The sequence below is a fragment of the Danxiaibacter flavus genome (assembly GCF_041060425.1).
In the GTDB taxonomy this organism is placed as follows: Bacteria; Bacteroidota; Bacteroidia; order Chitinophagales; family Chitinophagaceae; genus Danxiaibacter; species Danxiaibacter flavus.
The window spans coordinates 2,059-22,509 of the sequence record NZ_JAULBC010000017.1 but is presented as its reverse complement, the minus strand read 5'-3'; the positions used below and the strand labels follow the sequence as shown (position 1 = coordinate 22,509).

General features: G+C 40.3%; 23 protein-coding genes. 6 read left to right on the top strand and 17 right to left on the bottom strand.

The genetic code is table 11. The features are described from left to right. The first annotated feature begins 114 nt into the window (after nucleotides 1-114). Together QTN47_RS27900 and QTN47_RS27895 are read left to right on the top strand one after the other, a co-directional pair. Entirely contained in the window at nucleotides 115-930 is an 816-nt protein-coding gene (locus tag QTN47_RS27900; RefSeq protein ID WP_369332756.1) for an alpha/beta hydrolase, read from the top strand. A 61-nt stretch (nucleotides 931-991) separates the two neighbouring features. Continuing rightward, the gene (locus tag QTN47_RS27895) at nucleotides 992-1,624 is read left to right on the top strand and encodes an MgtC/SapB family protein (protein ID WP_369332755.1); all 633 of its coding nucleotides are present in this window, start codon (nucleotides 992-994) and stop codon (nucleotides 1,622-1,624) included. Between the two features lie 11 nt (nucleotides 1,625-1,635). Here QTN47_RS27895 and QTN47_RS27890 read toward each other — a convergent pair whose 3' ends face one another. The 14 genes from QTN47_RS27890 to QTN47_RS27825 form a co-directional block, all read right to left on the bottom strand. Further along, nucleotides 1,636-2,151, bottom strand: coding sequence for a GNAT family N-acetyltransferase (locus tag QTN47_RS27890; RefSeq protein ID WP_369332754.1), 516 nt, complete (start codon nucleotides 2,149-2,151; stop codon nucleotides 1,636-1,638). Between the two features lie 316 nt (nucleotides 2,152-2,467). Then, complete coding sequence (locus tag QTN47_RS27885; RefSeq protein ID WP_369332753.1) at nucleotides 2,468-3,163, bottom strand: toxin-antitoxin system YwqK family antitoxin; 696 nt, start codon at nucleotides 3,161-3,163, stop codon at nucleotides 2,468-2,470. Between the two features lie 88 nt (nucleotides 3,164-3,251). Further along, complete coding sequence (locus QTN47_RS27880) at nucleotides 3,252-4,310, bottom strand: BamA/TamA family outer membrane protein (protein WP_369332752.1); 1,059 nt, start codon at nucleotides 4,308-4,310, stop codon at nucleotides 3,252-3,254. 224 nt (nucleotides 4,311-4,534) lie between these two features. Beyond that, complete coding sequence (gene aroQ / locus QTN47_RS27875; protein WP_369332751.1) at nucleotides 4,535-4,951, bottom strand: type II 3-dehydroquinate dehydratase; 417 nt, start codon at nucleotides 4,949-4,951, stop codon at nucleotides 4,535-4,537. 320 nt (nucleotides 4,952-5,271) lie between these two features. Beyond that, nucleotides 5,272-6,372, bottom strand: a complete 1,101-nt coding sequence (carA, locus tag QTN47_RS27870; RefSeq protein ID WP_369332750.1) for a glutamine-hydrolyzing carbamoyl-phosphate synthase small subunit — start codon at nucleotides 6,370-6,372, stop codon at nucleotides 5,272-5,274. A 203-nt stretch (nucleotides 6,373-6,575) separates the two neighbouring features. After that, nucleotides 6,576-7,133, bottom strand: coding sequence for a 50S ribosomal protein L17 (rplQ, locus tag QTN47_RS27865; RefSeq protein WP_369332749.1), 558 nt, complete (start codon nucleotides 7,131-7,133; stop codon nucleotides 6,576-6,578). Nucleotides 7,134-7,271: 138 nt separating this feature from the next. Further along, nucleotides 7,272-8,270: a DNA-directed RNA polymerase subunit alpha gene (locus tag QTN47_RS27860; RefSeq protein ID WP_369332748.1), complete on the bottom strand. Its 999-nt coding sequence runs from the start codon at nucleotides 8,268-8,270 to the stop codon at nucleotides 7,272-7,274. A 102-nt stretch (nucleotides 8,271-8,372) separates the two neighbouring features. Beyond that, on the bottom strand, nucleotides 8,373-8,978 hold the full coding sequence (gene rpsD / locus QTN47_RS27855) for a 30S ribosomal protein S4 (protein ID WP_369332747.1): 606 nt from the start codon (nucleotides 8,976-8,978) through the stop codon (nucleotides 8,373-8,375). Between the two features lie 208 nt (nucleotides 8,979-9,186). Continuing rightward, nucleotides 9,187-9,597 carry a 30S ribosomal protein S11 gene (gene rpsK / locus QTN47_RS27850; RefSeq protein ID WP_369332746.1) on the bottom strand — a complete coding sequence of 137 codons (411 nt, stop codon included), beginning with the start codon at nucleotides 9,595-9,597 and terminating at the stop codon, nucleotides 9,187-9,189. Nucleotides 9,598-9,763: 166 nt separating this feature from the next. Next, on the bottom strand, nucleotides 9,764-10,144 hold the full coding sequence (rpsM, locus tag QTN47_RS27845) for a 30S ribosomal protein S13 (protein WP_369332745.1): 381 nt from the start codon (nucleotides 10,142-10,144) through the stop codon (nucleotides 9,764-9,766). A 39-nt stretch (nucleotides 10,145-10,183) separates the two neighbouring features. Further along, nucleotides 10,184-10,300 carry a type B 50S ribosomal protein L36 gene (ykgO, locus tag QTN47_RS27840; protein ID WP_066209001.1) on the bottom strand — a complete coding sequence of 39 codons (117 nt, stop codon included), beginning with the start codon at nucleotides 10,298-10,300 and terminating at the stop codon, nucleotides 10,184-10,186. Nucleotides 10,301-10,390: 90 nt separating this feature from the next. After that, a complete protein-coding gene (gene infA / locus QTN47_RS27835) occupies nucleotides 10,391-10,609 on the bottom strand; it encodes a translation initiation factor IF-1 (RefSeq protein ID WP_369332744.1) in 219 nt (72 codons plus the stop codon). A gap of 156 nt (nucleotides 10,610-10,765) precedes the next feature. Next, entirely contained in the window at nucleotides 10,766-13,561 is a 2,796-nt protein-coding gene (locus tag QTN47_RS27830) for a TolB family protein (protein WP_369332743.1), read from the bottom strand. Between the two features lie 177 nt (nucleotides 13,562-13,738). Continuing rightward, nucleotides 13,739-14,146 (bottom strand): hypothetical protein, encoded by a 408-nt coding sequence (locus QTN47_RS27825; protein WP_369332742.1) that lies wholly within the window; start codon nucleotides 14,144-14,146, stop codon nucleotides 13,739-13,741. 149 nt (nucleotides 14,147-14,295) lie between these two features. Here QTN47_RS27825 and QTN47_RS27820 point away from each other — a divergent pair, with 149 nt between their 5' ends. From QTN47_RS27820 to QTN47_RS27805, 4 genes are all read left to right on the top strand, one after another. Continuing rightward, complete coding sequence (locus tag QTN47_RS27820) at nucleotides 14,296-15,105, top strand: GDSL-type esterase/lipase family protein (protein ID WP_369332741.1); 810 nt, start codon at nucleotides 14,296-14,298, stop codon at nucleotides 15,103-15,105. 181 nt (nucleotides 15,106-15,286) lie between these two features. Beyond that, nucleotides 15,287-15,772 carry a DinB family protein gene (locus QTN47_RS27815; protein WP_369332740.1) on the top strand — a complete coding sequence of 162 codons (486 nt, stop codon included), beginning with the start codon at nucleotides 15,287-15,289 and terminating at the stop codon, nucleotides 15,770-15,772. Between the two features lie 21 nt (nucleotides 15,773-15,793). Further along, nucleotides 15,794-16,210 carry an NUDIX hydrolase gene (locus tag QTN47_RS27810; protein WP_369332739.1) on the top strand — a complete coding sequence of 139 codons (417 nt, stop codon included), beginning with the start codon at nucleotides 15,794-15,796 and terminating at the stop codon, nucleotides 16,208-16,210. 305 nt (nucleotides 16,211-16,515) lie between these two features. Beyond that, nucleotides 16,516-17,004, top strand: coding sequence for a metallophosphoesterase family protein (locus QTN47_RS27805; RefSeq protein WP_369332738.1), 489 nt, complete (start codon nucleotides 16,516-16,518; stop codon nucleotides 17,002-17,004). A 209-nt stretch (nucleotides 17,005-17,213) separates the two neighbouring features. On the opposite strand, the gene QTN47_RS27800 is transcribed toward QTN47_RS27805, so the two are convergent. From QTN47_RS27800 to QTN47_RS27790, 3 genes are all read right to left on the bottom strand, one after another. Further along, on the bottom strand, nucleotides 17,214-19,337 hold the full coding sequence (locus QTN47_RS27800; RefSeq protein WP_369332737.1) for a S9 family peptidase: 2,124 nt from the start codon (nucleotides 19,335-19,337) through the stop codon (nucleotides 17,214-17,216). A 347-nt stretch (nucleotides 19,338-19,684) separates the two neighbouring features. After that, entirely contained in the window at nucleotides 19,685-20,143 is a 459-nt protein-coding gene (locus QTN47_RS27795) for a GNAT family N-acetyltransferase (protein ID WP_369332736.1), read from the bottom strand. A gap of 9 nt (nucleotides 20,144-20,152) precedes the next feature. After that, the coding region (locus tag QTN47_RS27790) for a hypothetical protein (protein WP_369332735.1) at nucleotides 20,153-20,451 on the bottom strand (299 nt) is incomplete at its 5' end.

Here is a 20,451-nt window from a genome sequence, read left to right as displayed (position 1 = left end):
TGATAGCTGATAGCTGATAGCTGATAGCTGATAGCTGATAGCTGATAGCTGATAGCTGATAGCTGATAGCTGATAGCTGATAGCTGATAGCTGATAGCTCTTTAACCAATTAACATGAATAAAATTCTTTTGCTTTGCGCGGCTTTGATGCTGGCCGCCATTTGCCATGCGTCGAAAGTAGATACGATTGGAGTTTACAGCGATGCCATGCACAAAAAAATAAAATGCGTGGTGGTAACGCCGGATTCTTATGAGAAAAATGACAAACGCTTTCCTGTTATTTATATGTTACATGGATACAGCGGCAACTATTCTCAATGGGTGAGCATTGCACCTGACAATGTAACTGCTGCCGACAAGCTGGACGTAATACTCGTATTGCCTGATGGAGGCTATGGAAGCTGGTATCTTGATAGCCCTGTTGATTCATCCATTCGTTATGAAACTTTTGTTAGCAAAGAGTTGGTGAAGTATATAGATGCAACCTATAAAACTGCGGCAGATAAACAGCATCGTGCAATAACGGGGCTTAGCATGGGTGGGCATGGTGCCCTATACCTGGCAAGCCGCCACAAAGACATTTATGGAGCAGCAGGTAGTACTTCGGGAGGTGTGGATTTTCGTCCGTTTCCTAAAAACTGGGACCTGGCAAAAGACCTTGGCAGCTATGAAACCAATAAGCAAAACTGGGATGATAATACTGTTATGACGAACATTGACCGTCTGCAAAACGGAGATGTTAAATTGATCATTGATTGTGGTGTTGGCGATTTCTTTATAGACGTTAACAGGCAACTTCATAAGAAGTTACTCGAGAAAAAAATCGATCACGATTATATTGAAAGACCCGGTGAACACAATGGTCAATACTGGTCTAACTCCATCAAATATCAATTGCTTTTCTTTAAGAATTATTTTGAAGGCAAATAACTAAGTACGATAAATATAAGCCGCAGTATGAAACTGCGGCTTTTCTTTTTAAGTTTGTACAATGACCTGGTTTACTCCTGAAATTGAAAAAATGCTGTACGCATTGCTGCTTGGCGGCCTGATCGGTGCTGAGAGAGAATATCGCTCCAAATCAGCCGGCCTCAGAACAATGATACTTGTGTGTACAGGCTCCTGCCTGTTTACCATTCTTTCTATTGCAATAGGGACCGCCAACCCCGACAGGGTTGCGGCTAATATTATAACAGGTATTGGTTTTCTGGGTGCCGGTGTTATTTTTAAAGACAACAACAACGTTAATGGCATTACTACTGCAACTGCCATCTGGATGGTTGCCGCACTGGGAATGAGCATCGGCGGCGGCTATATTTATCTGGCTTTTATGTCTACGTTCATTGTGCTCATAGTATTGATAGGGCTTAGGTATATTCAAAACTTTATTGATAAAGCGAATCGTCTTCGCAATTACAAAATTGTGTATGATGCCGTGGAGAATGATCTGATGAAATATGAAAAACTATTCAAAGAATACAATCTGGTGGCATTAACCAGCAAGACGCAAAAAGTAGGAAGCCAGGTGACTTTTTTTTGGCTGTTGAGAGGAACCACAAAAAATCATGATGCCTTTATCGCAATATTACTTAAGGACCCGGTTATACAGGAACTCGAATTTTAGGAGAAAGCAATTCATAGTTTCAGCTTCATCAGGCAATCATTTTGAATGTCTTTGCCCAGAATAAAAGAATGACTTCCATCTACCTTAAAGCCCATTTTTTTATAGAAATCTATTGCATTTGTATTATTCTCCCATACACCTAACCACAACAGGCCATAACCTTCTCTCCTTGCAGACTGAATGCATTCATTCAGCAATAGCAAGCCAATTTTATTTCCCTGGTAGGCAGACAATACATAGATCCTTTCCAGTTCGGCCTGCTTTAAACCATTTGAGCCATTAACCGCATGTTGTTTGTGCAATTTGGCATAGCCAACAGCTTCGTCATCCATCAGGGCCAGGTAATACTGAATGTCAGGATTTTGAAAATCGTCGAGAATTGAACTCAGGGTAAAGTGAGATTGAATGTATAACTGCATGTCTTCAGCAGTATTGTATCTCTCGTAGGTTTCGGAAAAGGTCTTAATACTCAAATCACAAAGCAGCTCAGCATCCGCTGCGCTTGCCATTCTTATGGTAACAGCCATCGTTAGATTTTTAAAACAAATACAAACTTATATAGTATTTGCAATATCGGCCCATTTAATTCACTAAAATGCGTTAATAATTACACCGGCGACATAAACCCAGCTTTTAAGCTGTCTGCTTACAAATTACAATAGCATGAATAGGTTTCTGACAATCAATGATATGCCCAAATATCTGAACATGTGCGAAGCAACCAAAGACAGATGCACCGGAGAATATTTAAACATTTGTCTACATGCGACACTGATTAAAAAAGCTCATTATAGTTTAACTGCCTTTTAAACCAATCGCATCAGGCATTAAGATTTCAGCACATTAATATCCTGTGCTTCCATCCCTCACACGAATCTTCTTTTTGCCGGAATTCTTTTTTTCATAATCAGCAACTGCTGCAGGCTTCACCTTATTAGCCGGAGCGACCGTAGAGTCAGTGCCGGAAGCAGCAGTTGGATTGCCACCTGCATCAATTACAGTAACTTTCTTTGCGGGTTCCTGGAGTTTATCCAGCACATAAGTTTCAGATTTTATCAGAGCGCCGGATGATGGATCATAATAATTCCATGTACCATGTTTTACTACAGATGCATCAACTTTTATCACCCTTGTGTACACTTTAGTGTCATCATGCAGATCCGGGACTTGAATTGTATCATAAGGATTTTGGGGGTCGATTGATTTCCAGCTTTCTTCTCTCACCATACCTGCAACAGTAAAATAAGTACAGGTACCGTTTTTATTGCCAAACCTGTAATTTTCTACAGCCAGCAGATCACCCATTAAACTATAGCGCCGCCATGTGCCGGTCTTTTTGCCATCTTTATACACTCCTTCCTCTTCATAACCAGGCTCTCCCCGTAACGGATCTACATGCACAAACCATTTCCCTTGTTTCAGATCAGTTTGATCAACCCGGTTCAATGTATCACCCTTCGCACCGATGATGTAATTTTTCCATTGTGAAAAACCTGTATTAACGCAGATGAGACATATCAACAAAGCAATCCATTTCATAGTTATTTATTAAAAGCACTCGCAATAAGTACAAAGTTAAAGTAGTTGTTTTGAAGCATTGCTACATGAAGATAAACAAGGAAAGCGGTTAAAATATCTCGCCAACATTGATGAACAAACCGCGGGATCCACCTTTTCCAAATCCATAATCAATATCTATATTCGTCTTGGATTGCTTGTTAAGTTTAATCCGAAGGCCCAAACCTCCTGCAGGTTGAACATACTCAAACTTGTTTGTATCCCATTCGGAAAGAGATTGTGCATTCACAAAAACCACACCGCCTAACAAACCGTTATCCGTTATCCTGAACCTGTATTCGCTTTCCAGGTACACCATATATTTACTGCGAAACCGCCCCTGTATAAAGCCCCTACCTGTATTTGTGTAAGTATCCCATGCTGTTGCCGGCAACAACAAATAAGGTGGTTTTCCGCTTAAAACGTTCCAGTTGTAGAACCATAGAGCCAAAACATTTTGCCTGCGTTTATTTACAGTAAAATACTTTCTCAGGTCTATAACGAGCGATTGCCAGTTTTCATTGCTTCCCAGGGCTGTTAGATTATTTCTGTAAACGATGTTGGCGTATTGTCCATTTAGCGGATTAATCGAATTTTCCCTGTCGTCAAATAAGGCCGATAAAGAAAAACCTGAGGCAAATGATTTCTTTTCATTGCCGTACATCTCATAGTCTGATTTCCGGCCGTCCGTATATCCCTGCTCTTTTATGTTCCAGTAGTAATCCATGTTATACCCAACACCACCGTAGAGGTTTCCAATTACTTTCTTGAAAACGGTTTGATAAATGCGTATGTATGAATAATCTATCAGGTTCGCGTCTTTGTTAAGCGAATTATTACCCCCCAACCCATAAGTATCTTGAGGATACTTCATATAGCGCCAGTCCCCCACAAAATTGTACTTGTTATTTTTTGTCCAGATATTAGACTGAATGGGAACTGTAAACTGCTTGTTCTGTGTATATGCTATATTGAAATAAACGGAAGATATTTTTTGCAGTGAATCCTTTTGTGTATGGAATGCCACATTACCGGCTATTATAGCAGCCAGGCGCGTTTGAAGTGTGTACCCTATGGCGGGTAAGAGCGAAAACTGAAACTTTTTGTTTGCCTTTATTGAATCCTTCACCGGGTCGGGCTTCTTATTAAAGATTACCCCGAGAATATCGCGGACATCTTTTTGCTTTACAAGGCTATCTTCTGCACGAAGCGGATACTTAAAGGAAGGTCCATCCTGTGCATTTGCGGAAACACAAAAAATGAAGCCGGATAATAGTAGTATAGATAAGTAAATCCTGATGGTCTAATTTTTTTTCTAAACAAATAGCTGCTGAAATAAGTTTAATGCCAATGTTATTGCATAAACCATTCCACCGCTAATTCGTAACCCTTCAATCCCAAACCACAAATTGTGCCCCTGGCCTTTGCCGATACGTGAGATAGTTTTCTAAAATCTTCGCGGGCATGAACATTACTAATGTGAACCTCAATCAAGGGAGCTTTGATCGCCGCAATTGCATCTCCAATTGCAACGGAAGTATGCGTGTAACCGGCAGGATTTAAAACAATGCCGTCACTGTCAAAACCCCGGCGTTGAATTTCGTCTATCAACTCTCCTTCTATATTGCTTTGATAATAGCTAAACTCAACCTCGGGGAACTTTAGCTTTAGTTGCTGGAAATATTGCTCAAAAGTCTGGCTGCCATAAACATCCGGTTCTCTTGTTCCTAATAAATTAAGATTAGGTCCGTTAATAATCGCGATTTTCATCTTGTATAATTGAATTATCCTTTTGATACTGAGTGTATTCAGTTTGCAGATGTAACAGCGAAAGTACAAAAAAGCAAAGCCCCGGTTAACTGCATTTTATTTCATTTAACACCTTTTCGGCGAAACGCCTTGTTGTTAAAGGCGAAGGAAATGAAATAAAATTCCGGTTGTTTCGTTCGTCGGTATTTTAAGTACGAAGTACGAAGTACAAAGTACTCAATTTCGTTGAGCTCGCTTTTTCAGGATCTAGAAAAAAATATCAGGCCTCTTAACAAAAAAAGCAGGTAAATCCTGCTTTTTGCTATCTATCCGTCATTGAATTAGTTTGCTTTCATCATTTCAATGAATTCATCGAACAAATACCTTGAGTCGAATGGTCCCGGAGTACTTTCAGGGTGATATTGCACGCTGAATGCAGGACGATCTTTCAAACGAATCCCTTCAATGCTTTCATCGTTCAGGTTAACGTGTGTAACCTCAATGTTATCGTGATGTTTTACCGCTTCAGGAAGAACACCGAAGCCGTGATTTTGTGTTGTAATCTCGCAACGTCCGCTGATAATGTTTTTCACCGGATGATTCAAGCCTCTGTGACCATGGTGCATTTTAAACGTAGGTATACCATTGGCCAGAGCCAGCAACTGGTGACCAAGACAAATTCCAAATATGGGCTTTTTCTCTTCCAGGATCTCTTTCAGCGTCTCAACTGCATAAGGCATTGCGGCAGGATCGCCCGGACCGTTAGAGATGAAATAACCATCAGGATTAAACTCCTTCAATCTGCTTAATGGTGTTTTAGCAGGGTGAACTCTTACATGTGCACCGCGCTCAGCCAGGCAGGTAAGGATGTTTTTCTTCACACCAAAATCCAACACTGCTATTTTAAGCGGAGCAGAAGGATCTCCCAGTTCATATTCTTTGTCAGTACTAACCACACTCGCCAGTTCAAGACCATCCATATCCGGTACTTCAGCCAATTGAGCCTTTAATTTATCTACATCGAGTATGTCTGATGAGATAATGCAATTCATTGCTCCCTTTGTACGAATGTGTGCAACCAGTGCTCTTGTGTCTATATCCTCGATTCCTACTATGTTATTCGCCTTCAGGTAATTATCCATTGAATCAGTTGCCTTATAGCGCGAATATTTGTCTTCGAGATTTCTTCCTATCAACCCGCGGATCTTTACAGTCTCACTCTCAAGATCCTCCGCATTAATTCCATAGTTACCTACGTGAACATTGTTCATGATCAATACCTGACCATAATAACTGGGATCTGTAAAAACTTCCTGGTAACCGGTCATGCCAGTATTAAAGCATATTTCCCCGGTAGTAGTTCCGATTTTACCAAATGCTTTACCGTAAAATACGTGGCCATCTTGTAATACTAGAATAGCTGGTTGATTAGAATTAGGCATGTCTATTTGAAAATTTTGCAAAAATACGAGGAAATAAAGTCAAAATTCAAAAGTAAAAGTAAAAAATCGAAATTGTAGAGACACGATGCATCGTGTCTTGGTAACCGAAGGCATCCCATGTTAAAACATGATGCATCGTGTCTCTACACACAAAAAAGGCAAGATCAATCGATCCTGCCTTTTTATTAATTAGAAAAGCTGCATTATTCGCCGGCTTTTTCTTCTGTTTTAGGTTCTTCGGTAACCGCTGGTGCTTCTTCAACCACTTCAGCTTCAGAAACTGCAGGAGCAGCTTCAGCAGTAGCAGTTTTCTTAGTCCCTGCAGTGCGGCTACGACGAGTTTTCTTAGCAGGCTCTTCAGCTTTAACTGCAGTTTTGCCGTAAACTTCGTTGAAGTCTACTAACTCGATCATTGCTAATTCAGCGTTATCACCAGGACGGATGCCCAATTTGATGATGCGGCTGTAACCACCAGGACGGCTAGCTACTTTAGGACCTACCACTGTAAAAAGTTCTTTTACAGCCAGTTTATCCTGCAGGTAACTGAACACAACACGGTGTTGGTGCATGATCTGTGTTTCGCTACTGTTTTTCTTTGTTTTAGTGATCAGCGGCTCAACGTAAGTTCTTAAAGCTTTAGCTTTAGCCAAAGTGGTAACAATACGTTTGTGTGTGATCAACTGGCTTGCTAAGTTGGCCAGTAACGCTTCTCTGTGGGCTTTCTTACGACCCAGGTTGTTGATTTTGTCTCCGTGACGCATGGCATTACATTTTATTAACCCGTACCGTGCCGGGAATTACGGGCTACGTTTATAATAAGTAAAAAGTCAAAATTCAAAAGTCAGAACTTCAGGTTCGACAGATCTATTTTTACTTTTGACTTTTTACTTTTGAATTAACTAGTCAAGATTATCAAGACCTAATTTGCTAAGATCCATACCGAAGTGCAGACCTCTTTCGCTTAATACCTGTTCAATTTCGCTCAAAGATTTCTGACCGAAGTTTCTGAACTTCATCAGGTCTTCCTGCTCGTACTGAACCAGTTCGCTTAAGCTGTTGATTTTTGCAGCTTTCAAACAGTTGAAAGCACGTACTGACAGATCCAGGTCTTCCAGCGGTGTTTTCAATACTTTGCGTAACTGAAGCACTTGTTCATCAACTACATCTTCTTTCTTATCTTCTTTGCTGTCGAAAGTGATGTTTTCATCAGTGATGATCATCAGGTGCTGGATCAGGATACGTGAAGCCTGTTTAACTGCTTCTTCAGGATGAATAGTACCGTCGGTAGCAACTTCAAGAACCAGTTTTTCGTAGTCAGTTCTTTGTTCTACACGATAGTTTTCGATGGAATATTTTACGTTTTTGATTGGAGTATGGATAGAATCGATAGAGATATATCCAAAAACCGAATCTTTCACTTTATTCTCTTCTGCAGGAACATATCCACGGCCTTTAGCAACATTCAACTCGATGTCAATTTTTGCTGTAGGATCCATTGTGCATATAACCAGCTCAGGATTCATTATTTCGAAATTCTGAGATGCTTCAGCAAGCATACCGGCGGTGAATTCAGTGCGGCCTTTAATGCTAAGGCTAACTTTTTCACTTGTAACATCATGCTCAACTTTCTTTTTGAAACGAACTTGTTTCAGGTTGAGGATGATTTCGGTAACATCTTCTGTAACACCTTTAATAGTAGCGAATTCGTGATCAACGCTTTCTATCTTAATACCTGTAATTGCGTAACCTTCCAAGCTGCTCAGTAAAACCCTGCGTAATGCATTTCCAATGGTTAAGCCATAACCGGGCTCAAGCGGGCGAAACTCAAATTGACCTTCAAAATCAGTTGCTTTCTGTAAAACTATTTTGTCAGGTTTCTGAAAGTTTAAAATAGCCATCTTAAAACTTGATTTTTTTATTTGTGTCCTAAATTCCAATCGGAACTTAAGTTAGAATTATTTTGAACCATCTGTAAAGAACATGCCTGAGCATGTTAACTATTACTTAGAGTACAATTCGACGATCAGTTGTTCCTTAATGTTCTCAGGAACGCCTTCTCTTTCTGGATAAGTGATGAATGTACCTTGTTTTTCAGTATCGTTCCAATCTAACCAATTGAACTTAGGATTTTTACCACGGATCTGGCTGGTTAAAGAGCTGTTGCCTTCGCTTTTAGCTTTCAAACCAATGATATCGCCTGGTTTTAACTGGAATGAAGGGATGTTTACCACTTCACCGTTCACAGTAATGTGCTTGTGACTAACCAGCTGACGTGCAGCAGGTCTTGAAGGTGCAATGCCTAAACGGTAAACAGTGTTGTCCAAACGGGCTTCCAGAAGTTTGATCAGGTTTTCACCTGTTACACCTTTACGGCGTGCAGCTTCTGTAAATGTGTTGCGGAATTGTTTTTCCAATACACCGTAAGTGTATTTAGCTTTTTGTTTTTCGCGCAACTGCAGGGCGTATTCACCTAAAGTTTTACGTTTACGTGCAGCACCGTGCTGACCCGGAGGGTTACTTGTTTTGGTAAGATATTTACCATTACCCAGGATAGGTTCACCGAAGATTCTTGAAATTTTGGTCTTAGGACCATTGTAACGTGCCATAATGTTTATTTCATTTCAATTTTTTTAGACTCGGCGCTTCGATCAGTAAAAAATTGTAAAAAATTAATCGGGCGCCCTTTTAATAAATGAAAGCTTGTGGCTTTATTTTAAATGGAGAATTGACAATTGATAATTGACAATGATGAAGGTGAAACAAATTAGTTTTCACACATACCATTATCCATTTTCAATTGTCAATTTTCAATTACTAAACTCTTCTCTTCTTAGGAGGACGGCAGCCATTGTGAGGCAGCGGAGTTACGTCTTTGATCATAGAGATCTCGATACCAGACTGAGCTAAAGAGCGGATGGCTCCTTCGCGGCCTGCTCCAGGTCCCTTAACGAAAACATCTACTTTTTTCAGACCTGCTTCAAGTGCAACTTTAGCAGCATCCTGAGCAGCCATCTGTGCTGCATAAGGAGTATTCTTTTTAGAACCTCTGAAACCCATTTTACCAGCAGAAGACCAGGAAATAACCTGACCGGTTTTGTTGGTAAGAGAGATAATTACATTGTTGAATGTTGCGCTGATGTGAGCATCGCCGTACGCATCAACCTTCACAATTCTTTTCTTCGCAGCAGCTTTTGCGCTGTTTTGTGCTTTTTGTGGTTTTGCCATAACTCTTTTTTGAGGTAATCCCCTGCTGTTTGTACAGGGCTGTTAACAATGAAAAATCCCGCCCGTGCGGGACCTGCTCCAACTCTCCGGCAATTATGCTGCCATCCGACATTGAAACAGTGTATAAAAACAAGTATCCCGCATAAAGCAGGATACCTGATTATTACTATTTTTTAGTTGCTTTCTTTTTACCTGCAACTGTCTTACGTTTACCTTTTCTAGTACGGCTGTTTGTACGTGTACGCTGGCCACGAACTGGTAAACCTTTACGGTGACGAAGACCACGGTAACAAGCGATATCCAATAAACGTTTGATGTTCATTTGAGTTTCGCTACGCAAAGCACCTTCAACTTTGATTTCATTGTTGATGATGTTACGGATAGCAGCTTGCTCATCATCGTTCCACTCGTGTACTTTTTTATCCCAGCTAATGCCGGATTTATCCAAAATATACTGAGCAGTTGAACGACCAATACCGTAGATATAGGTTAAACCTATTTCACCTCTTTTATTCTTTGGTAAGTCTATACCGGCAATACGAGCCATATCAGAACTTAATTTTTAATTGTTTAAATGTGTTTCAGATTATCCTTGTCTTTGTTTAAAACGAGGATTCTTTTTGTTAATAATGTACAACTTGCCTTTTCTGCGAACAATTTTGCAGTCGGCACTACGTTTTTTAACTGATGCTCTAACTTTCATGACTGTTGTTTTTTCAAAGCCCGCAGCACAAGGCCCGTAGCCTATTATTGTTAAACAAATTTTATTTACTCTTTCCCGCTATTTCAACCGTTACTTGTAACGGAAGATGATCCTGCCTCTCGTTAAATCGTATGGGCTCATTTCCACACCTACCTTATCACCGGGTAAAATTCTGATATAGTGCATTCTCATTTTACCTGAGATAGTTGCCAGAATTTCATGCCCATTCTCAAGTTTTACCCTGAACATTGCGTTGCTCAGTGCCTCGAGTATTATTCCATCTTGTTTAATCAGTGGTTGTTTTGACATACAATTTTTGGGAGCGCAAAGATAGCAGAATACAGTGGAAAAAGAAAAAAAATGAAAGATTTTTTCCTCAGAATTCTGAAAATCGGTTAATAATTAACGTTTTAGAGCCGTCGTTCTGCAAATAAAAAGTATTAAAACGACATTTTCCCAGAAATTTTAATGCGATAAAAGGTTCACAGGTAATATAAATTCCCATCTGTTTGGCCCTTGTCCTACCAGGTCACCGTCAATTAACCTGCTATACCGGATCCCAAAAGAAACAGGTTGCTCATTCCACCATTTTGTATCGAAAAATAATTCAGCTCCGGTTGACCTCAATTTATAGGTAGTGCCGGTGCGGAGACTTCTTATTTCGCTATAATCGTAGAAGGGGTTTAACCTGATCCGCTGAAAATATACAATGTTGGCAATTCCTAAGTCAGGATAAACCAACGGGAAATGATAGTTAACTCCTATTTTCCACATTCTTGGATAATCCAGATCAGTATACCCCCTTGAAATTGGAAAATCATTGCTGAAATAATAATCTCCCGTGGTATCCCTGGCCTGGTACGCACCATTGATCACGAGACTATGGGTGGGAAATAATCCCGGGAAATAAAGGTCGGCTTTCGCCAGCATCTGCATGGCACTGTACTTATTAACAATATTTCTATATCTTACATCTACAGTCTGAGCCCAATGGGGATATATTTGTTGCAATACCTGCTGAACGCGGGAAGAAAAAATAATTCTGGACGACTGGTAAAAGAAATTATAGTTATTCAGGATGTCTTTACTGAACCCGGTCCAGTTTACCTGGTTGTAATTTATTCCGGAAGACAAAGTAAGGAAAGTGTAGTGCCTTTGCCCGCTAAAATTCAAAGGAAGTTGCAGGCCCAGTTGCGGAGTGAACTCATTCCAATGAAAAGTGGTGTCTTTGTTATAGACTGCTGACCTGTGCCAGGTTTGGCCGACTGTCAGATAGGGCTGAACATACCATCCACCGTAAATTCCTGAAAAAGCCAGTTTGCTGCTTTGCTCATTTGTATTATAGGTATACCCCAGCTCACTTTGAAAGGTATTCAGCACATTCTCTCCATATATGGAAAATGAATATTCAGGTTGCTCATAATAAGGTCTCCAACTGTGAAAATTAAACAGGCCGGTAGCCTTTGAATACTTTTTAATGCTGAAATTGTTGGATCCCGGGGTTTCCAGCAACTCGTTCGCTTCCTGATTTTTTGGTTTATTCAGATAAAGTACAGACAATGCAGTTGCTTCATCTTTTTTCCATGCAGCCTTATATAGCCCTATCCGGTAGCCATCAGCAGTAAAAGTGGCAGCGTAAATGTTTCCTGAATTGTCCAATGCGCCTTGATACAATCCGGAAGGATAGCCTGCCATATAATAATGCGCACCTGATGAAGCCGAATATGCCCATAACTCATCCTTTCCTTTATTGCTGATTGAATACAATAGCGTGTCTCCTTTAACAATCGGAAATCCAATAATGGTATTTGTAAAAGATGTTACATCAGTTATTTTGAGGGTTGAAAGATCGATTTTTTGAATGCGCATCTCTCCTTTTGGATTTCTTTCTATATAAAACAGTCCGCGGTCATCAGCAGTAAACTTTGGATATGAATAAATGTTTTGTTTCGATGAGATTACCGTCTGCCTGTTTGTGCCTTTATCATCCATCAGCATAATGGACGAACTTTGATCTACAAGCACTTCTACTGCGGCAACTTTTTTCCCGTCATGAGCGATATCGGGAGAAAAATACTTTTTCTTAGACGTAAGGATCTGCTCTTTTCCGGATTGAATATCCAGGATCTTTATATTGCTGTATTCACGGTAACCCCACCGTACATCTGGCTTCCAAAACTCATAAATGATCTTACCGTTGTTGTAACTGAAATAATCATCATAAGAGATATCGCGAACAGCTATTTTTTGTTCGTTATTGTTTTTGTCGATCAGGTAAAACGCCGGCAATCTTTTATAAGAGGATTTAAAAACAACCAGCTTTCCATCACTTGTCAGATATGGATATTGGTAATTAACAACATTGTTGCTGGCTACAGGAGTTAACCAATGCTGATCCGCGTGTTTATCGGCCTGCCATTGAGTTTTATAGAATGAAAATGCGTTATTTACAAATTCTTTAAACGGCACGCCGGAATATTTTTTTACTGAGCCTTGCAACGGATAAAATAGAGGTTTAAAACCGGCTGCGTCATGCGTGACTTTCGCCCAAAAATCAGCGCCATATTTTTCTCTGCCATAAGCCACCAACAAATAACCAAGACGATAGTGATCGGGAACATAATTTTTGTATGATCCGTTCCGCAGCTTCATATAGCTATAATGCTTGTCGCCAAAATACAAAGAGCGGTAGGCATTAAAAAAGAATGGGATTCTGCCACGCCCCTGCTCACTTAGTAATGTTTCGTTATAAACAGCATCACCTTCAAAAAACCAGTTGGGAATTGAGGCGGAATTGGCAACGGCCTGCCCTTCTTCCCCAAAAATGATGGAGGCTGCTTTTGAAAGTCCGCGGTTGAAATTGCTGTACTGCTCAACATGTCTGAATTCATGTATAGAGAGATTATCCGGCCATGCTTGTGCACCAAGCTCAAAAGCGTTTTGTGGCGGCATCAGATAAAATTCACTTCTATAGGGGGCCAGGTTTACATATCCGTTGGAAAGAATGCCTTCTTTTTGAAGTACGATGCTCACCTTTCTTAAACTGGGACCAATGGTATTGCTGTAATTTCTCTGGAGTTTATGTGTAATGTCTGCGATGCGGATGCCTGTTGAGTCAAAGCCCTCCGGAAAAATTACCCGGACAGTGTCTGTGTCGATCTGTTTCCATTTTAAGGAAGACGGATTGCCGCCAAAAGTTTGCGCCTGTAAATAATTAAAGCCTGCCAGTAAAGTGAATAAAAGCCACGCCCCAAAACGCATAGTAAAATTTTGTGGTAAGATACGGAGATATAACCACAGAGACACGAAGACACAGCGTTACACGGCGCTTTGTTTTTGCATCACTTATAAATTATTGAGTGCTCCAGCGTTGTCCTGATTGATTACCCCGCAAAACTCTGTGAATCGCTGTGCCGATGTGTCTCCGTGGTTTGGGTTCTAAACAACAACTTCGTTTGTCAAATGCACCTTTGTCATTTGCAGGTAGGCGTTTTGCAATTGGTGTATATAATGTATATCAGGGTTCATCCTGATATCTTCCCTGTGCCATATTTCAAATGAAGAAAAATCATTTTCCTTTGCCGTTACAATACGGAATGGTCCTTTTTTATATTTAATGAACCCATCAGGAAGTGTTTCCTTTACAAAGTTCAATTCAAGCAAGGCTTGATCTGTAATTGGAATTGGAAACAGATGTTCCTCATCAAACCAAATTTCTTGCACTTCTGTTTCAACGCAAATCTGTTTGTCGGTGCTATTCAGGTCGGTTACTCTGCCCGGCCATGTTTTACCCTCATATTCACCCACGACATAATCCCCGATTTTGAGTTCATTAAACTTTATCATACTACAATCGTTTTTGGAATTATAATTTACAACTCATTTTTAAAAACCAAAAGGTTAAACCGATAAGTTTTTATCCTTTGTCTTTAAACAGCGCAGAAATACCGTGCATCGTCTGCTTTTACTTACATTTAATACCTAAACAATACTTTATGCACCTGTTTTTGCCATATACGTCCAACAGAACTATTTTCTCATCTCAAAAAAATCGTGCCATTCTGTTTTTAATAATGATGCTTGGTGCCACAACAGTTTTTTCCCAACAACAAAAAAAACTGGATATTGTTTTCATTGGCAATAGCATTACACATGGTGCAGGACTTGCTAATCCAACTACTGACGCACCACCGGTGCATGCTTCCAACTACCTTAAAAAACAATTTTCCGATGTGCAGTTTAGCAACCAGGGCGTGAGCGGTTTTACCACAGTGGATTTTCTTCCGTCAACAAACACGGCATTTCAAAAAGTGGAACAGGCTGCGGCAACGTATGCCAATGACAAGGATGCCACGTTGGTATTTTCTATGATACTGGGAACAAATGATAGTGCCATTGAAGGGCCAAATGGTTCGCCCGTTTCACCAGCATCTTATGAGGAAAATGTCAAGGCTATCATAGATCATCTTCTCAAAGATTTTCCGAAATGTAAAATTGTATTGCACCGCCCCATTTGGTATAGCCCGAACACGTACAATGGTTCTAAATATTTGCAGGAAGGATTAGATCGTTTACAAAGCTATTTTCCTGTGCTGGATAAAATTGTAAAAGAATATACATCCACACATCCTGAACAGGTTTTCGCCGGCGATAAAGATGCATTCAATTATTTCAGAAAAAACTACAAGACTTTGTTTAAATATGAAAAAGGAAATGCAGGCACTTTTTTTCTACATCCCAATGAAAAGGGCGCGGAGAAACTGGGAATGTTTTGGGGGAAAGCTATTGCGAAAAACCTTCATTAATGGACAATTGAAAGTTGAAAATTGAAAATGTTAATTTGCGAATGAGTAAATGTGCGAATGAATTGATAGTTGACAGTTGAAAATTGAAAATGAGGGATGCGTAAATGTGTAAATATGTGAATTTTGAGGCTGAGATCTGTTTACGCCTTTGCCTGATACCTGATATCTCACACCTTTTATTATGAAAGATCATCTAACCCAACGCTTACATACGCAGCCGGATACGCTGGCCACATTGATGTATAGTTTGACAGAGGATGAAATCCGTTCTCACCCCATTGCAGACAAATGGAGTATTTATGAAAATCTTGTGCATCTGGGCCGTTACAATGAATTGTTTCTGGGAAGAATGCGACAGATTGAAGCAGGCGGAACTCCACTGTTTGGTCAGTATAAAGCTGAAGATGATCCATTGTTTTATGAGTGGCAGAAAAAGTCTTTTTACGACATGCTGACTGATCTTTATAAAACACGTTATGAAGTTACCGCTTACCTGTCTTCTTTAAGTGGCAACGCATTGCTTGCCACCGGTAAGCATTTTTTGTATGGCACCATGACTGTTGAAGGATGGACAGAAGTTTTTCTGCTACATGAAGCTCATCATTTTTTTACCATTTTTAAATTGGGAATACAATTAAGGCCTGACAGGATTTTGGGACTCTGCTAAGAGTCGTTTAAGTTTGCCTGCATGGAACGGTACCTGACTTCTATTCAATGCGCAGGCCTGATTGTTTTGAAAAACAGGAAGCTGCTTCTCGCTTTCAGCAAAAACAAAAATGCATTTTATCTGCCGGGTGGGAAAGTTGATGCAGATGAAACTTCGTTACAGGCTTTACAGCGTGAGATAAAAGAAGAATTGAATATAGATCTGGAAGAAAATGATCTTCAATATTATTATCATATTCAGGCGCCTGCGTTCGGAGAAAACAACTTATTGATGAAACAGGATTGTTTTATCTGCGATCTGAAACACCAACCTGTTCCGGGCAATGAGATTGGCGGAATTGAATACTTTGATGAACAGACTTACAGGTTGCAGGAACATGTTGTGCCGGGAGTGATAACTGCATTTGAAAGACTGAGATTGGATGATTTGGTAGACTAGGATATTGTCTGGACCAGGATTTAGGGGATTGGAGGATTGACGGGATTTTTGATAATGAAACAGATTGCGTTAACGTACTTCGTACCTCGTAATTCGTACTTAAACCGAATTTGAAGATTGACAGGGTTATTAATAATGAATCAGACTGCGTTAACGTACTAAGTACCTCGTAACTCGTACTTAAACCGGATTTGAAGATTGACAGGATTGTTAATAGTGAAGCGGATTGCGTTAACGTACTTCGTACTTCGTAACTCGTACTTGACAACACATCGTACATCGTACATCTAACATCGTACATTATTATGATCAGGATTGGATTGATTTCGGACACGCATAACTACATGGATGAGGCTATATTAAAACATCTGGAGAACTGTGATGAGATATGGCACGGTGGAGATTTTGGAACGATAGCTGTTGCTGAACAATTGAGAAAATTGAAATCGCTGCGTGGCGTATACGGCAATATTGATGGAATGGATATCCGGTCTGAATTTCCCGAAGAGCTGATATTTATGTGTGAAGATGTAAAAGTATTTATCAAGCACATTGGAGGCTATCCCAATAAATATGCGCCGGGTGTAAAAGATGTGATCTTGCGTGAGCATCCTCAGTTATTTATTTCGGGCCACTCGCACATTTTAAAAGTGATGTATGATGAAAAGCTGCAGTGTCTCCACATGAATCCCGGCGCCGCAGGAAAACAGGGCTGGCATAAGGTTAGAACGTTGCTGCGATTTGTGATTGACGGGAAGGAGATAAAGAATTTGGAGGTGGTGGAAATGCGGTAGCTGTCAGCTATCAGCAATCAGCTATTAGCTACTTAGTTCAAAGAGTCCGACTATATATAACCTGATTCTCCGATATGTTTTATTAACGCAATCTGTTTAAATAAAAAAGTGTTGACGAAAATTTCATCAACACTTTTTTATAGCCTAAGTATAATTTAAACCCTCAAACATTCATCGTCAGCTGATAGCTGATAGCTAAAAGCTAATAGCTATTGCATCGCCTCCTGCGGCACTTCTTTCTCCAACAAATTTTTGTAAATGTATTTTACGCGCTCGTTGTTGTAGTGTTTCCATCTGTCCGGATAATTACGCCAGCCATGTCTGCCGCCAGGATAGAATGCCATCTGGAAATCAGCTTTTTTATCTTGCAAAGCACCTATCAGCTGAATACTGTTTTGCATGTGCACGTTATCATCCATCGTTCCATGGATAATATACAGGTTACCCTTGTAGTTGTTTAAATAAGTGGCAACAGCACTGCTTTTATACCCTTCAGGATTTTCAGCCGGGGTATCCATGTAACGTTCGGTATAATGGCTGTCGTACAAGTGCCAATCAGTTACACTACCACCTGCAATACCATATTTAAATACATCTGCGCCACGTGTTAATGCCATACAGGTTGTATAACCACCATAGCTGAAACCAGAGATTGCAACTTTGTCTTTATTGATGTAAGGCTTTGCAGATAACCATTTCACAACTTCACTATAGTCGTGAATTTCCCAATGGCTCAGGTCGCGATGCAGATAGTTTTGTCCGGCTTTTCCAAAATGACCGGAACCACGGTGATCAATTGCCACCTGGATCAGATCTTCTTTAGCCCACCATTGATATTCACCAATTCCTTTGTAAGAATCATAAACAGTACCTGCATTCGGACCGCCATAAATGCTGATGAAGACAGGATATTTTTTATGCTCATCAAAATTATTCGGATAAATAATGGTTACCGGCAAATCAAAACCATCCACGTTAACGCGGATTAATTCAGTTTTAGCTGTTTGATATTTGTCGTAGTCATCACCTTTGCTGTCAGCGATTTCTCTGATCAGTTTTCCTTTATTATCAACTACTGCCATTTTTTTAGGCGTGTTGAGATTTGAATAGGTGGTGATAAAATATGTTGCGTTTGGAGATACTTCAACGCTGTGTGTGTAATCACCGAAAGTCAGGCGTTTCAGATTTTTTCCGTCAAGCCCAACTACGTAATAATCAAATCTTGCAGAATTCTCTTTTCTCGCTGTAAAATAAACCTGTTGTTTTTTCTCGTCGATCTTCACGATATCTTTTACTGTCCAGTTGCCGTCAGTGATTTGTTTTACCGGTTTACCATTCATGTCATATTGATAAATATGCATCCAACCGCTTTTGTCGGAAACAACAATGTATCCTTTATTGTTCGCCAGGAAATGAATGTCGTCCAGCCAGTCAATCCATGTTTTTTGCTGCTCTTCATATACCGCTGTTTTACTTCCATTAGTGGGATCAATCGCATACACAAATAAATGATCCTGCCCGCGGTTCATCCACTGCTGCCATAGTTTTTTTCCGTCGGGAGACCAGAATGGCGTACCAAAATACTGGTCATCTTTCTCATTAAAATCGCTCCACACGGTTTGTGCAGTTGTAATATCCGCAATACCAATTTTTACTTCCGGATTTGGATCGCCGGCGGCAGGATAACGCGTTTCCTCCACGTAACCATGCTGACCATCCGCACCATATAACGGGAACATCGGCACTTTGCTATCATTAAAGTGCATGTACGCAAGATGCTTGCTATCCGGACTCCACCAGAAAGCTTTGTATTTTGAAGGTCTTCCAAGAATCTCTTCATAATACACCCATGAAGCATAACCATTATAAACAACATCGCTGCCATCTGTTGAAAGCTGGGTTTCTTTACCACTGGCTATTTCAAGTACAAAAAGATTGTTGTTACGGGTAAAGGCTATACGTGTTGCATCCGGAGAAAGTGTTGGATTCTTTTCTTCGTCCGGTGTTTTGGTTAGTTGAATGGCCTTCCCACCGGCATCTTTAAAAAAGATGTCATTCTTTTCAAGGTAAACATTGTCGCTCTTAACCGGCAATATGATAGATTCTTCTTTTCCGCTGATGACGTCCACAGATTTGTGCCCATCTTTACCTGCGGAAATAATATAATGCGTATCATCTTTCCAGCCAGCTATTACCGGCAGGTCTTTCAAAAGACCGGTTGTTTTATTCTGAAAAATTTGTTCACCGGTCAACTGTTTCAATTGGGCAGAACCGTTAAGTACCATTAACGCAAACACGGACAAGCCGGCTGCCTTAACTAGCGTTTTTCTCATGTTAATCGTTTTAAGGAAGGCCGCAATGTAATGGAAAAAGAGAAAAAACGGTGAATAGTCAATGGTGAATAGTGAAAAATGCGGCAGAATGCCTTTTTTGCGGCAGCGAATGAATGCAAGTACGAATTACGAAGGACGAAGTGCTCGGGTTTGAGCCTGTGTTGTTTTTTGAACAATCTGAACCGGTGAATAGTGAACGGTCAATAGTGAAAGGTGTAGCAGTGAAAACATTTTTTTGGCAGTAAAAGATCTCTATCCATACTAATCAAACAATTTAAATATGTTGCGAAGTTGCACAACTGTTTACTGATCAAAGTTTTCACTATTCACTATTCACGATTGACTATTCACCCCCTGATCATCTCAATATGCTCTATCCCATCTTCCAAATACATTTCAGAAGATTGGCAGAAGCCAAATGACTCGTAAAATTTCTTTAGGTATAGCTGCGCGCCGATGCGGATAGGTTTGCCCTTAAACATTTCATCGCAGATAGCTATTGATTTGATTAACAAGGCCTTCCCCGCTCCACTTCCGCGAAACGCAGGATTGGTCACAATTCTGCCGATGGATGGTTGTTCATAAGATACGCCAGGCGGAACAATGCGTGAATAAGCTGCTATTTTCCCATCAATATATCCTGCGAGATGATCGCATTTGGGATCTTTGTAATCTGCATCCTGAAAGACGCAATTTTGTTCTACTACAAAAACCTCGTTTCGCAACCATAGTATGCTGTAGAGCTCTTTGGAAGTGAGTTCGTCAAAGGTTTTAAAGATCCAGGTAAGGTTGGTAGTATTGCTCATCGCGCAAAATTAAGATGTTTTGGGAACCACGGAGACACAGCGAAAAAACGAAACACGGAGTTTTTTGCCACAAAGGCGCAAAGGCAGAAAGATGCGCAAAGATTTTTGAACCACGGAGACACAGCGAAAAAACGAAACACGGAGTTTTTTGCCACAAAGGCGCAAAGGCAGAAAGATGCGCAAAGATGTTTTGGGAACCACGGAGACATAGCGAAAAAACGAAACACGGAGTTTTTTGCCACAAAGGCGCAAAGGCAGAAAGATGCGCAAAGATTTTTGAACCACGGAGACACAGCGAAAAAACGAAA